This window comes from Bradyrhizobium liaoningense (assembly GCF_018130955.1).
GTDB classification, from domain to species: Bacteria; Pseudomonadota; Alphaproteobacteria; order Rhizobiales; family Xanthobacteraceae; genus Bradyrhizobium; species Bradyrhizobium liaoningense_C.
This window is the reverse complement of record NZ_JAFCJM010000081.1, coordinates 14,916-28,702: the sequence shown is the minus strand read 5'-3', so window position 1 is coordinate 28,702 and position 13,787 is coordinate 14,916. Positions and strand designations below refer to the sequence as shown.

At 64.2% G+C, this 13,787-nt stretch carries 13 protein-coding genes and 1 pseudogene; 9 read left to right on the top strand and 5 right to left on the bottom strand.

Annotated elements, in window-relative coordinates; translation table 11 throughout:
• Positions 1-390: 390 nt before the first annotated feature.
• The 6 genes and pseudogenes from JQ632_RS35420 to JQ632_RS35400 all read left to right on the top strand — a co-directional run.
• Positions 391-2,301 (top strand): propionyl-CoA synthetase, encoded by a 1,911-nt coding sequence (locus JQ632_RS35420; protein WP_212407353.1) that lies wholly within the window; start codon positions 391-393, stop codon positions 2,299-2,301.
• Between the two features lie 243 nt (positions 2,302-2,544).
• Complete coding sequence (locus tag JQ632_RS35415) at positions 2,545-4,122, top strand: S8 family serine peptidase (protein ID WP_212407352.1); 1,578 nt, start codon at positions 2,545-2,547, stop codon at positions 4,120-4,122.
• A 22-nt stretch (positions 4,123-4,144) separates the two neighbouring features.
• The gene (locus tag JQ632_RS40170) at positions 4,145-4,276 is read left to right on the top strand and encodes a hypothetical protein (RefSeq protein ID WP_283817763.1); all 132 of its coding nucleotides are present in this window, start codon (positions 4,145-4,147) and stop codon (positions 4,274-4,276) included.
• Between the two features lie 231 nt (positions 4,277-4,507).
• A complete protein-coding gene (locus tag JQ632_RS35410) occupies positions 4,508-4,786 on the top strand; it encodes a hypothetical protein (RefSeq protein ID WP_212407351.1) in 279 nt (92 codons plus the stop codon).
• A gap of 16 nt (positions 4,787-4,802) precedes the next feature.
• Positions 4,803-5,009: a DUF6494 family protein gene (locus tag JQ632_RS35405; protein ID WP_212407350.1), complete on the top strand. Its 207-nt coding sequence runs from the start codon at positions 4,803-4,805 to the stop codon at positions 5,007-5,009.
• 242 nt (positions 5,010-5,251) lie between these two features.
• Positions 5,252-5,531 (top strand): annotated as a pseudogene (locus JQ632_RS35400) (OmpW/AlkL family protein); the annotation flags it as partial.
• Between the two features lie 144 nt (positions 5,532-5,675).
• Here the strand turns inward: JQ632_RS35400 and JQ632_RS35395 are convergent.
• Positions 5,676-6,371: a DUF1013 domain-containing protein gene (locus tag JQ632_RS35395; protein WP_212407349.1), complete on the bottom strand. Its 696-nt coding sequence runs from the start codon at positions 6,369-6,371 to the stop codon at positions 5,676-5,678.
• 236 nt (positions 6,372-6,607) lie between these two features.
• On the opposite strand from JQ632_RS35395, the gene ispH reads away from it, so the two are divergent.
• The 3 genes from ispH to rnhA are packed head-to-tail and all read left to right on the top strand — an operon-like array spanning position 6,608 to position 9,030.
• Positions 6,608-7,576 (top strand): 4-hydroxy-3-methylbut-2-enyl diphosphate reductase, encoded by a 969-nt coding sequence (gene ispH / locus JQ632_RS35390; protein ID WP_212407348.1) that lies wholly within the window; start codon positions 6,608-6,610, stop codon positions 7,574-7,576.
• 6 nt (positions 7,577-7,582) lie between these two features.
• Positions 7,583-8,566 (top strand): homoserine kinase, encoded by a 984-nt coding sequence (locus JQ632_RS35385; RefSeq protein WP_212407347.1) that lies wholly within the window; start codon positions 7,583-7,585, stop codon positions 8,564-8,566.
• Positions 8,563-9,030, top strand: coding sequence for a ribonuclease HI (gene rnhA / locus JQ632_RS35380; protein ID WP_212407346.1), 468 nt, complete (start codon positions 8,563-8,565; stop codon positions 9,028-9,030). The genes JQ632_RS35385 and rnhA overlap by 4 nt, the downstream gene beginning before the upstream one ends.
• Positions 9,031-9,215: 185 nt before the next feature.
• Here rnhA and JQ632_RS35375 read toward each other — a convergent pair whose 3' ends face one another.
• From JQ632_RS35375 to JQ632_RS35360, 4 genes are all read right to left on the bottom strand, one after another.
• Entirely contained in the window at positions 9,216-9,701 is a 486-nt protein-coding gene (locus tag JQ632_RS35375) for a peroxiredoxin (RefSeq protein WP_212407345.1), read from the bottom strand.
• Between the two features lie 109 nt (positions 9,702-9,810).
• Positions 9,811-10,365 carry a DUF924 family protein gene (locus JQ632_RS35370; RefSeq protein WP_212407344.1) on the bottom strand — a complete coding sequence of 185 codons (555 nt, stop codon included), beginning with the start codon at positions 10,363-10,365 and terminating at the stop codon, positions 9,811-9,813.
• Between the two features lie 15 nt (positions 10,366-10,380).
• On the bottom strand, positions 10,381-12,066 hold the full coding sequence (locus tag JQ632_RS35365) for a long-chain fatty acid--CoA ligase (protein WP_212407343.1): 1,686 nt from the start codon (positions 12,064-12,066) through the stop codon (positions 10,381-10,383).
• A 213-nt stretch (positions 12,067-12,279) separates the two neighbouring features.
• Positions 12,280-13,725, bottom strand: coding sequence for a D-alanyl-D-alanine carboxypeptidase family protein (locus tag JQ632_RS35360; protein WP_212407342.1), 1,446 nt, complete (start codon positions 13,723-13,725; stop codon positions 12,280-12,282).
• Positions 13,726-13,787: the final 62 nt, after the last annotated feature.

The following is a 13,787-nucleotide window of genomic DNA, read 5'->3' as shown; positions in this document are numbered from 1 at the left end:
GCGGCGCAAAATCAAGCGCGCCGGCTGGGACAATGCCTTCCTCATGGCAGCCCTCAGCCATATGCGATAGCCCTGCCGCTTGCGGGGAGAGGCCGGAATTTGCGGGAGCAAATTCCGGGTGAGGGGGACTCTCCGCGAGTCCGATTCTCACCGTCCCCGTGGAGACTCCCCTCACCCCAACCCTCTCCCCGCAAGCGGGGCGAGGGAGCGCAGGCGGTCTTCGCGAGGCCGCGAACTACTCCGAAAGGCCCATCCTTTTCAGCTTGAACCGCGGCCCGTTCCCGGGAAAATACCGCCCAATAAAGGCTGAGCAATTGATCCCGATCATGGCCGGAACGCGGTCCGATGGTCAGGTCAAGGCCAGTCAAAAAGATCAGGCGGGAGCGGTTCATGAACGTTGAGGGCAAGAGCAGGTATCACGAGGTCCATGCGCGCTCGCTGGCGGACCCGGAAGGTTTTTGGGCCGAGGCTGCCAAGGAGATCGACTGGATCGAGCCCGCCAAAAAGGTCTTTGACCCGTCCCAGGGCACCTATGGCCGCTGGTTTGCCGGCGCCGTCGTCAACACCTGCTACAACGCGCTCGACCGGCACGTCGCCGGAGGTCGCGCCGATCAGGTCGCGCTGATCCACGATTCCCCGCTGACCAATACCACCACCAGGATCACCTATGCCGAGCTGCTGACGGAAGTGCAGGCGCTCGGCGCGATCATGCAGGAGTTTGGCGTCGCCAAGGGCGACCGCGTCCTGCTCTATATGCCGATGGTGCCGGAGGCCGTGGTCGCCATGCTGGCCTGCGCGCGCATTGGCGCGGTGCACTCGGTGGTGTTCGGCGGCTTTGCGGCCAAGGAGCTCGCCACCCGCATCGACGACGCGCAGCCACGACTGATCCTGTCCGCAAGCTGCGGCATCGAGCCCGGTCGCACCGTGCACTACAAGCCGCTGCTCGACGAAGCCATCAATCTTGCGAGCGCGAAGCCAAAGGCCTGCATCGTCCTGCAGCGTCCCCAGCACATCTGCGCGCTGACGCCGGGCCGCGACTACGATTGGGCCAGCCTGCGGCGCAAGGCGCTCAACGACGGCAAGAGCGCGGCATGCGTGCCGGTCGCCGCAACCGATCCGCTCTACATCCTCTATACCTCGGGCACCACAGGCATCCCGAAAGGCGTGGTGCGCGACAATGGCGGCCATCTCGTCGCGGTCAAATGGTCGATGTTCAATCTCTACGGCATCAAGCCGGGCGAGGTGTGGTGGTGCGGCTCCGACATCGGCTGGGTCGTCGGTCACAGCTACATCGTCTATGGCCCGCTGCTGCATGGCGCGACTACGGTCATGTATGAGGGCAAGCCGGTCGGCACGCCCGATGCCGGCGCGTTCTGGCGCGTGATCTCGGAGCACAAGGCGGTCGCGCTGTTCACAGCGCCGACCGCCTTCCGCGCGATCCGGAAAGAAGATCCGGACGGCAAGTTCATCCGGCAATATGATCTGTCGAACTTCCGTACGTTGTTCCTCGCCGGCGAGCGCGCCGATCCGCCGACGGTGGAATGGGCGGAGCAGCAGTTGAAGGTGCCGGTCATCGACCATTGGTGGCAGACCGAGACCGGCTGGTGCATCGCCGGCAATCCGGTGGGGCTCGGCATGCTGCCGGTGAAGCACGGCTCGCCGACCGTGCCGATGCCGGGCTATCAGGTCGACGTCGTCGACGAAGCGGCAAAGCCGGTCGGCGCCAACACCATGGGCTCGATCGTCATCAAGCTGCCGATGCCGCCGGGCTGCCTGCCGACGCTGTGGAATCAGGATGCGCGGTTCAAGGAAGCCTATCTCACCGAATTCCCCGGCTATTACAAAACGTCCGATGCCGGCTACAAGGACGAGGACGGCTATGTCTGGGTGATGGGCCGCACCGACGACATCATCAACGTCGCCGGCCACCGCCTCTCCACCGGCGGCATGGAGGAGATTCTCGCCTCGCATCCTGATGTCGCCGAATGCGCCGTGCTCGGCATCAAGGACGCGATCAAGGGCGAGGTACCCTGCGGCTTCCTGGTGCTGAAGGCCGGCGTGAAGCGCCCGCCCGCCGAGATCGAAAAGGAGATCATCGCACTGGTGCGCGACAAGCTCGGCCCCGTCGCCGCCTTCAAGCTCGCCATCACCGTCGGCCGCCTGCCCAAGACGCGGTCCGGAAAGATTTTGCGCGGCACCATCAAGAAGATCGCCGACGGCGAGCCCTGGAGCATGCCCGCCACGATCGAGGATCCCAAGGTGCTCGACGAGATCGGCGATGCGCTGAAGGGCAGGGTGTAAGCTCCGCAAGGAGGTCCAGCGGTCCGTCGGACCTCCGCTGATCGCGACTGTCAGGCTTCATGTACGACGGGGGCGCCACTCATCCCGGCCCCTCCTTTCCACGCACGTTCTTTTGAAGAACTGCAGGCGGCATCTGCAAGAGCCGTCTTGATGCTCAATTTTGAGTTGTGATAGCGTGAGCCTATTCTTTAGGTGGCCGACGATTCCTGATTTCTGGAAAATATATTTCAACGGGAGATAGCAATGCCGAAATATGTTCTGGTCAATCGACGCGCTGGAATGTTTACCGACCAAGCGAAGCTGGCCTCGCGAGCGTCGATCGCGAGCGCATTGTCGCTGGTGCCGAACAACGCCATTCTCGACGACCGGGTCCCTAAGGACAAGCTTGCGCGCCGGGTCGCCGTACTCGATCTCGACGAGGCCGAAGCGACCAGGCTCGCAAGCGAGGTGTCCTCGGATGTCGTGCTCGAGCCGCTCATCATTCGCAAGCTCCATCACCGCAGGCCGGCGGAACTCCGCAACGCAACGCTCGCAGTCCCTGCCGCCGCCGCCGCAGGAGCGGCGCAGTATCAGGTCACGATTGCGGCTGGCGGCGGACGGCTTGGCGATATCGAGGTGATGTTCTACGTCGCCGACCCCTTTGGCACCATCAAGACGGTCACGACGCGCACGTCGCCGAACGGCCAGGCGTCGATCGCGCTGCGTCCGGGAGAACGTGTTGCTTTTGTCGAACCCATTCCCTATGCGGGCTTCTGGATCATGCTGGCAGAGGCACCGCCGACGGGATCGACGGTCGACTGCACGCCGGTAAAGCCGGCGCCGGCGGGCGGCAAAGCCTGGTGGCACGCGGTAACAAACACCGGCGGCAAGACGGATGGCAAAGACATCAATGTCGGCGTCATCGATACGGGGTGCGGCCCGCACCCGAATCTCCATCATGTCACCCTTGTCGGGGCCTTCGTTGACGGTGGCTCGCTTCCTGCGGCTCAGGCGGTGGATGTGGCCGAACACGGGACCCACACGAGCGGCATCATCGGCGCACGGCCATCGAAGGCGGGCGATTACACCGGCATGGCGCCCGCGTGCAACCTGTTTCACGCTCGCGTTTTCAAGGGGGAGGGGGAGCACGATGGCCCCAGCCAGGCGGACCTGATCACCGCGATTGACACACTGTCGCGGGATCATCACTGCGACCTCATCAACATGAGCCTGGGCGGCGGGCCGCAGTCGAAAGCCGAGGAGGACTGCATCCGCGATGCCCTGGAGCGCGGTACGTTGTGCATCTGCTCCGCCGGGAATGACAGCGGACCGGTGAACTTCCCCGGCGCCTACCCGGAATGCGTTTCCGTTTCGGCGCTCGGGCAGGTCGGTTGGGCGCCGCCAGGAACGTTCTCGGCAGGCAACCGCCCGCGAGAACCGGGAAAGATGGGGCGGGACAACCTGTTCCTCGCCACGTTCTCAAGCAATGGCAACGGTCTCGATGCGACCGGACCGGGCGTGGGGATTGTCTCGACGGTGCCCAATCGCGCCGGTGCCACTGGCCTCTATATGGAGATGGATGGCACGTCGATGGCGAGTCCGGCCGTCTGTGCGACCCTGGCCGCGCTTCTGTCCAAGGATAGCGCCTATGCAGCCCTTCCGCGGGACACGTCGCGATCCACGGCCGCGCGTCGTCTGCTTGAAGCAAATTGTGTTAGTGTAGGTTTGGCGGCTACGTTACAGGGGTTCGGTCTTCCTGTTGTGGGTGATAGCAATGCCCCGGTACCTAGTGCGGTTGCGGCGCGATCGACGCCTATGCCAAAGCCCAAAGCCCGCGCTTGACGCTGTCAAGCCGTTTGCGGACGTGTCGGTCGAGCAAGTTCACTCGACCGACATGGTCACCGTGGAGGCATCGGAAGCGAGTGCGGAGAAGCTGAAGGACGCGATCGGCGACGACTTCTACGTCGAACCCGAGATTCGTCGCTCCCTTCACTAGACGAGGGTCATCCGGAAGCGGCCATCAGCCTTTGCCTCGGCGTCGTCCGGGGGCGCCACCGTCTTACAAATCCCGCATTTGGATTCTTGAACCACCCGCGCTAGAGCTTCTGCTCCGATAGAATCGGAACGGAAGCTCTGGATTCTTGTTTTGACGCACTTTCTTGACGCGAATTGGTGTCCACTTCGCTGGAAAACGCGCTGGACCAATCGCCATGGTGGAGGAATCCTGATGTCCAAGGTCGTCGCGCCGCGCTTCGTGGGCGCCATCCTTGCAACCGTGGCGGCTTTGGCGCTGACCGCCTGCGCCGCGCGCAACCAGACGCCGGTTGCCATGGGCAATGACGATGACGACGCCGTCTGCCAGAGCCGCGGTTATGCGCAGGGCTCGCCGGAATACGTCGCCTGCCGGAAGGACCGCGATGTCCAGCGCGGTGCCGCGACCGCCCGCGCCGACCGCCGCCAGCGCGATCTCGGCGAGTATATGCTGAACCATCCGGAGCGCCCCTAACCCCCAGGAGGCCGTCATGAACGAAGACCTGTTCAACACCAGCCTGCGCAAATTCCTGAAGCAGGTCGGCGTCACGTCGCAGCGCGAGATCGAGAAGGCCGTGCGCGAGGCGATTGCAGCCGGCAAGATCAAGGGGCATGAAAAGCTGAAAGCGAAGATGGTGCTGACCATCGACGGTGTCGGCCTCAGCCATGAGGTGAGCGAGGAGATCGAGCTGGGTTAGTCCGTCGGACATATTGTGCGCTTCGCAAAGCTCATCGTCGTCTCGAACCGGAATCGATTGCGCAAGGCAAGTGCGCAAGACAACTGCGCAAGGCAAGTGCAACGACTCGCATTGGCTTCTGTCGTGGCGCATCTGCAACGCCGTTACCGAATTTTGACGCCGTTCGCCTGTTTTGATCAGCGGCAAATCCTTCGCGGTCCCCTTTCTGCTGTGACCTGTCGCGTCGTGCAACGAAGCGCCGACATGCCGTGTTTTTCAACAATTCGGCGGCGAATGTGCCGGCGGCGATCGTCGGACCTCCCGTCATCGTGGCGACCACCACCAACCTCCATGTCAGCAACCAGTGGGGTGGTTCAGTTCGGCTTCGACTACATGCTCGATAGGCACTGGGGCCTCAACGTCGACGTGAAGAAGCTGTAGCTGCGGCCGGATTATTCGGCGACCGTCAGCGGACTGCCCGTCAGCGGCACCGCCCACATCGACCCATGGCTGGTCGGCGCCGGCGTGACGTATAAGTTCTAGCCTCTTGGTCGTCGTCCAGGCCTAATGCGCTATTGCGCGCTAGGCCGGGACGACACCGGGGGTGCGGCGGCACGCATCGCATCTCACAAACAAAAAACGCGGCAGGTTGCCCTGCCGCGTTCGAACCACGTCGTGAGACGAAGCCTACTCCTGCTCGTCCTGCTTCTTGCCGCCGAGCGTCTTCAGCTTGGCGAACACGGCATCGACGTTGAGGTCGTCGCTCGACTTTTCCGCGCCCTCGTATTCCGGCTCCTTCTTGGTGGTCTCGGAGGCCGGCAGCAGCGTGGCGCCGCCATAGGCTGCGTCGAGCGGCTTCTCCTTGGCGGCGCGCGCCACCTCGAAGTCGAGCTCGATCTGCGAGCAGAGACCGAGGGTGACGGGGTCGATCGGCGTCAGCGAGGACGTGTTCCAGTGGGTGCGGTCGCGGACGCTGGCGATCGTGCTCTTGGTCGTGCCGACCAGGCGCATGATCTGGGCGTCCTTCAGCTCCGCATGGTTGCGCAGCAGCCAGAGGATGGCGCTGGGGCGCTCGTGGCGGCGGGAGACCGGGGTGTAGCGCGGGCCCTTGCGCTTGGGCTGGGGCGGCAGCACCACCTTGCTCTCCTGGAGGCGGAGCCGGTAGTCTTGGTTCCTCTCGCCCTTTTCGATCTCCTCGCGGGTCAACTGGCCGTTGGAAATGGGGTCCATGCCCTTGATGCCCTGGGCGGCATCGCCATCGGCGATGGCGCGCACCTCCAGCGGGTGCATCTTGGTGAAATCGGCGACCTGGTCGAAGGTCAGCGCCGTGTTATCGAGCAGCCAGACGGCGGTCGCCTTGGGCATCAGAGGTGCGTTGCTCATGGCAAATCTCCTTTGTGCTTCGCCCACCTCTTTGGAGGCGAAACCGGTGGTCATCAGCGATGACGGGAATTCACGCTATATAAGCCTTCAGGGGCCCCGGACGCAATGGTTCTGCTATAGTGCCTTGACAGCGCCCGAAAGGGGGCCCAAGTCCTTATGATACCCGTAAGTCGTAGCCCCATATCGACCGTTCCCTGCCTCCAGGCCAAGGGGTGATTCGGTCCCGAGATCGCTCCATGTCAGCCAAACCAGACCTTAGAATCGTGCTTTGTTCTCCCCGTGGCTTCTGCGCCGGGGTGGTGCGGGCCATCGATACCGTGGAACGGGCGCTCACCATCTATGGGGCCCCGGTCTATGTTCGCCACGAGATCGTGCACAACAAATACGTCGTGGACGGGCTGAAGAAGAAGGGCGCGATCTTCGTCGAGGAACTGGCCGAAATCCCGGAAAATACCACCGCACCGGTGGTGTTCTCGGCCCATGGCGTGCCGAAATCGGTCCCGGCCGACGCCCAGACCCGCAACCTGTTCTCGCTGGACGCGACCTGCCCGCTGGTGACCAAGGTGCACCGCGAGGCCGCGATCCACTTCAAGCGCGGCCGCGAGATCTTCCTGATCGGCCATTCCCATCACCCCGAAGTGGTCGGCACCCTCGGCCAGCTCCCGGTCGGCGCCGTGACCCTGATCGAGACCGCCGAGGACGCCAAGACGGTGGCGCCGAAGGACCCTGATAACCTCGCCTTCGTGACCCAGACCACGCTGTCGATCGACGACACCGCGGAGATCGTGGCGCTCCTGAAGGAGCGCTTCCCGAACATCAACGGGCCGCACAAGGAAGACATTTGCTACGCCACCACCAACCGCCAGCTCGCGGTTAAGAAGGTGGCGCCGGTGGTCGACGCGCTGATCGTGGTCGGCGCACCGAACTCGTCGAACTCGCAGCGTCTGCGCGAGGTCGCCGAGCGCGAGGGCTGCAAGATCGCGGTGCTGGCGCAGCGCGCCGCCGAGATCGACTGGGACAAATTTGGCAACATCAAGAGCCTCGGCATCACCGCGGGCGCTTCGGCGCCGGAGGTGATCGTCGAGGAGATCATGGACGCTTTCGCCGAGCGCTTTACGCTGCATGTGGAGACGGTGTCGGCCGCGGAGGAGAACGAGTTCTTCCCGCTGCCGCGTTCGCTGCGTCCCGAAGCCGCCGCCGAGTAATTTTTTATGGCGGTCTATACCGACGTCGCCGCCGACGACCTTGCGGATTATCTGAGCCAGTACGATCTCGGCGAGCTCTTGTCCTACAAGGGCATCGCCGAAGGCGTGGAGAATTCCAACTTCCTGCTGCACACCAGCAAGGGGTCCTACATCCTCACGCTCTATGAGAAGCGGGTCGCGAAAGACGATCTGCCGTTCTTCCTCGCGCTGATGACGCATCTGGCCGAGCACGGCATCAACTGCCCCTTGCCCGTGAAGGGCAGGGACGGCGAGGCGCTGCGCGAGCTGGCGGGCCGGCCGGCCGCGATCATCACGTTCCTCGAGGGTGTCTGGCCGCGCAAGCCGAACGCCACACACTGCGCCGGCGTCGGCCAGGCGCTGGCGAAGATGCATCTTGCCGGACGCAACTTTGCGATCAGGCGGCCCAATGCGCTGTCTGTGTCCGGCTGGCGTCCGCTGTTCGATGCGGCCGCCGCGCGTGCCGACGAGGTGCAGCCGGGCCTGCGCGCGTTCCTCTCGGCCGAGCTCGACTATCTCGAAAGCGGGGTCTGGCCCACGAGCCTGCCGGACGGCGTGATCCACGCCGATCTCTTCAACGACAACGTCTTCTTCCTCGGCGATCAGCTCTCCGGCCTGATCGACTTCACCTTCGCCTGCAACGACATGCTGGCCTATGACGTCGCGATCTGCCTCAACGCCTGGTGTTTCGAGCCCGATCATTCCTTCAACGTCACCAAGGCGCGCGCCTTCCTCAACGCCTATGGCCGCGAGCGCAAGCTGACCGACGCCGAGGAGGCCGCGTTGCCGCTCCTGGCGCGGGGGGCGGCGATCCGCTTCTTGCTGACGCGGCTGGTCGACTGGCTCAACGTGCCGCCGGGCGCATTGGTGCGTCCGAAGGACCCGCTGGAATATGTCCGCAAGCTGCGCTTCCACCAGAGCGTCTCAAGCGTGCGCGACTACGGCCTTGCGCCGTCAGGACTGGTCGCGTGAGTGCGCTGCCCAACGTCACCATCTATACGGACGGCGCCTGCTCGGGAAATCCCGGTCCCGGCGGCTGGGGCGCGATCCTGAAATTCGGCGACAAGGAGAAGGAGCTGAACGGCGGCGAGCGCCACACCACCAACAACCAGATGGAGTTGATGGCGGCGATCTCCGCGCTGGAAGCGTTGAAGAAACCCTGCACGGTCGATCTCTACACCGACAGCCAGTATGTGCGGCAGGGCATCACCGGCTGGATCCATGGCTGGAAGCGCAATGGCTGGCGCACCGCCGACAAGAAGCCGGTCAAGAATGTCGAGCTATGGCAGCGCCTCGATGCCGCGCTCAAGGCGCACGAAGTCCGCTGGCACTGGGTCAAGGGTCACGCCGGTCACCCCGAGAACGAGCGCGCCGATCAACTGGCGCGCGATGGGATCGTGAAGGCGAGGTTGCAGACGCGGGTGAGGGAAGAGTAGGGCGGGCGCGAGCTCTTTCCACGCGCTCCGCTGTCATCGCCCGGCTTGATGTTTAGACCGGGCGATCCAGTACGCCGCGGCCTATCGGCTCAACAACAACTGTCTCTGGAATACTGGATCGCCCGCCCCAGTGCGCAAGTGCGCACAAGGCGGGCGATGACAGTTGTGAGTGTGGCTAACAGTCTTCAGAGCTGCCCGAGCAGCGTATCCCCGCCCGACACCTCGACCTTGCCGGGCATCGCTTCGAGGTTCAGCTTCTTCACCACGCCGTTCTCGACCAGCATCGAGTAGCGCTTGGAGCGGATGCCGAGGCCGTTGCCGGAGGCATCCAACTCCATGCCGATCGCCTTGGTGAAGTCGGCATTGCCGTCGGCAAGGAAGATCGCTTCGTCGCGCTGGTCGGTGTCGCGCTTCCAGGCGCTCATCACGAAGGCGTCGTTGACCGAGACGATGGCGATGGTGTTCACGCCCTTGTCCTTCATGGCATAGGCGTTGAGGAAGATGCTCGGCAGATGCATCTTGTGGCAGGTGCCGGTGTAGGCGCCGGGCACCGCGAACAGCGCCACCTTCTTGCCCCCAAAGATGTCATCGGTCGATTTGACCTGGACGCCGTCCGCCGTCATCACGCGGAATTTCGCATCGGGCAGCTTGTCGCCAACTTGGATCGCCATCGTCTGTCTCCCAAAAATTCGGTTCCGCTTTGTAGACCGGGCGGCGGGCCCGCACAATATTGCCGATGCCTAAAGCGCAAGCGGCTGGCCGCCCTTCACCGTGATGTCATCAGCCGGCGAAGCCGCCCTTGTCGAGGAAGTCCTGCTCCTCGTCCGTCATGGCGCGGCCCAGCACCGGGTTGCGGTGAGGGAAGCGGCCGAAGCGGCTGATGATGTCGGCGTGCTCCTCGGCGTATTTCAGGTTCTCGGTGTCGCCGATCGCCCGGAACAGCGCCACGCAGTGAAGCTGGTCGGGCAGATGCTCGGAATGCATGAAGGGCAGATAGAGGAATTCGCGCAAGGCGGAATCGATCCGGGTGTCGGCGCCGCGACCGAGGGCACGACGCGCCACCTCGCGCGCCAGCGCATCGCTTGAAAAGGCGCTGGCGTCGCCGCGGAACATGTTGCGGGGAAACTGGTCGAGCACGATGACGAGCGCGAGCGCGCCGTCGTCGCTGTTTTCCCAGGAGGACAGCTCGCCCGCGGCGGCCTTGCGCCACACATCCAGATAGCGGTCGCGGACCTCGGTGTCGAAGGCGTCGTCGCGCTTGTACCAGCGCTCGCTGCCGGCCTCTCGCCAGAAGGCGAGGATGCCGGCAGGTGTTGCGTCAGGAGTTCCGGGCACCGTCCGCGCGCCGGCTTACGCCGCCTGGGCCTTCTTCTCGTCGCGCAGCTCGCGGCGCAGGATCTTGCCGACATTGGTCTTCGGCAGGTCGGTCCTGAACTCGATGTGCTTGGGCACCTTGTAGCCGGTGAGCTGCTCGTGACAGAACTTGATCACGCTCTCGGCCGTGAGGTTCGGGTCCTTCTTGACCACGAAGGCCTTCACCGCCTCGCCCGACTTCGAATCCGGAATGCCGATCACGGCGCATTCGAGCACGCCCGGATGACCCGCGATCACTTCCTCGATCTCGTTCGGATAGACGTTGAAGCCGGAGACCAGGATCATGTCCTTCTTGCGATCGACGATCCTGGTGTAGCCCTTCTCGTCCATCACGCCGATGTCGCCGGTGCGGAAATAGCCGTCCGCGGTCATCACCTTTGCCGTCTCGTCCGGACGGTTCCAGTAGCCGGCCATCACCTGCGGGCCCTTGGCGCAGATCTCGCCGGACTCGCCGAGCGGCACTTCGTTGCCGTCATCGTCGCGGATCGAAAGATAGGTGGAAGGCACCGGCAGACCGATCGTGCCCGAGAACTGCTCGATGTCGGCCCGGTTGCAGGTCAGCGTCGGCGAGGTCTCCGACAGCCCATAGCCTTCCGACAGGGTGCAGCCGGTGGTCTTCAGCCATTTCTCGGCGACCGCCTTCTGCGTTGCCATGCCGCCGCCATTGGAGATTTTCAGCTTCGAGAAATCGAGCTTGTCGAAGCCGGGCGTGTTCAAGAGTCCGTTGTAGAGGGTGTTGACGGCCGGGAAGAAGCTGACCTGGTACTTTTGCAGCTCCTTGACGAAGCCGGCCATGTCGCGCGGATTCGGGATCAGCAGGTTGGTGCCGCCGGAGCGGACGCCCAGCAGGTAGCACGCGGTCAGTGCGAAGATGTGATAGAGCGGCAGCGCGCAGACGATGATCATGTTGTCGACGACCGGTGGCTTCTTCAGCGCGGGCTGCAGCCAGGCGTCGTTCTGCAAGACGTTGGCGACGATGTTGCGGTGGAGCAGCGTGGCACCCTTGGAGACGCCGGTGGTGCCGCCGGTATATTGCAGGAACGCGACGTCGCCGGGCGACAGTTTGGGCTTGTTGAAGGTCGCGTTGCGCCCCGCCGCCAGCGCCTCGTTGAAGGAGACTGCGCCCGGCAGCGAGAAGGCCGGCACCATCTTCTTCACTTTGCGGACGACGAGGTTGACGATCACGCCCTTGAAGCCGAGCAGGTCGCCCATGCTCGCCTTGATGACGTGCTTGACCTGGGTCTTGGCGATCACCTGCTCGACGGTGTGCGCAAAATTTTCCAGCACGATGATGGCTTCGGCACCGGAATCCTTGAGCTGATGCTCGAGCTCGCGCGGCGTGTAGAGCGGGTTGACGTTGACGACCGCAAAGCCGGCGCGCAGCACGGCGGCGGTGGCGACCGGATATTGCAGCACGTTCGGCATCATGATCGCGACGCGGGCGCCGCGCTGCAGGCCGCGGCTCTGCAAATAGGCGGCGAGCGCCAGCGACATCTGGTCGAGGTCGCGATAGGTGATTGCCTTGTCCATGCAGATGAAGGCCTTGCGATCGGAAAATTTCGCAAAGCTCTCCTCCAGGAGATCGACGAGCGATGCATATTGCGTCGGCTCGATATCAGCGGGCACGCCGGGCGGATATTGTTTGAGCCAGATACGCTCCATTGGTACTCCCCTCCTTGGACTTCGGGCCCGTTGTGTCGTTCCGGGCTTGCCTCATTGTCGACAGTATTGTGCCTGCCGAACCCCAAGGCAAGCCGTTGAGGCTTAGGGCAAAGGGGCGGGGGTTGGCTACCGGAATCGTCGCAAAGGGCGGCCGCCGTGGTTAACCACGTGCCTGCCGCGGATGCTGCCGGTCGGTACCGCTAGCTGTTGGTCTTAGCTACTGGACTTGGGCTTGGCCGGCGGCTTGGTGGCAGCCTTCGGCTTGGCGGGCTTGGCATCACCGCTGGCGGCCGGCTTTTCCGCTGGTTTGGCGGCGGACTCAGGCTTGGCGTTGGCATGCTTGATCGACGCCGGCTTGGCCGCCGTTTTGGCATCCGGCTTGTTGGCATCGGGCTTGGCGTTTTGCTTGGCGTCGGACTTGGCGTCTTTGGACTTTTCGCCGGCCTCGGGCTTGCGCGCCGCGACGCGCGACTTCTTGCCGCGACGCGGCGTCGCCTGCTGGTCGGCGTCGGCGGCGACCGCCGCGATCAAGGCCGCGCCGGTGCGGGTCGGGCCGGTATAGACCGGGACGGGCTCGGCGGGCGCAGCCGCAGAGGCGAGCAGATCGGAGGCTTTCATCAGCGGCGGCTGCAGGCCAGCGGTGAAGAACGTGACCTGTGCCGCGCCGCCGGTGAGAGAACCCGAGCCGGCGGTGCCGCCATTGGTCGCGATCAGCGCGTCGTCGTCGTCACTCGCCGGGCGCTTGCGCTTGCCGCCGCACATCTCGTCGCGCAGGTTGGGCGGCGACGCGTCGACCGGCACGAGATTGTCGACCGTGCCGAGCGCGGGGCGCAGCCATGACAGCCCGTCCTGCGAGAAGCCGCGCTCCAGAAGCTGCGCCGCCTTCACCGCGCGCGCAGTGCCGGAATTGGCCCCCAGCACGACCGCGATCAGCCGGCGCCCGTTGCGCGTGGCTGAGGCGACGAGGTTGTAGCCGGAGGCGCAGATGAAGCCCGTCTTGAAACCGTCGGCGCCGGGATAGCGGCCGATCAGCTTGTTAAAATTGCCCGTGACACGCTTGCCGAAGCGGATCGCGGGAATGTGCATGAAGTATTCGTACTCCGGCAGGTCGCGCAGCACTGCGCGCGAAAGAATTCCGAGATCGCGCGCCGAGGTGATCTGGCCGTCGGCGGGCAGGCCGTTTGGATTGACGTAGCTCGTCTGCGTCATGCCGAGCCTTGCGGCGGTCTGGTTCATCATCGCGGAGAAACCGTCGATCGATCCGCCGACGCCTTCGGCAAGCACCACGGCCATGTCGTTCGCCGACTTGACCATCATCATCTTCAGCGCGTTGTCGACCGTGACCTGTGTTCCCGGACGGAAACCCATCTTCGACGGCGACTGCGAGGCGGCAACCGGCGACACCGTGAGCAGCGTGTCGAGGGTGAGCTTACCCTCCTTCACAGCCTTCAGCGTCACATAGGCCGTCATGATCTTGGTGACGGAGGCCGGGTACCAGGGAATGGTCGCGTTTTCGGCCTGCAGGACCTTGCCGCTGTCGGCCTCGATCAGCAGCAGCGCTTCGGCGTTCGCCGCGCGCGGCGCGACGACAGCCAGCGTTGCGGCCGCAAGGAACAGGTTGACGACAGATGCGCGAAGCAGCGGGCGAAAGAAGTGCACTATCCGATTCCGGTCTTTGGAGAACGGCCTGATACGGCGGTCCTCATGATCTGAGTTTCGGG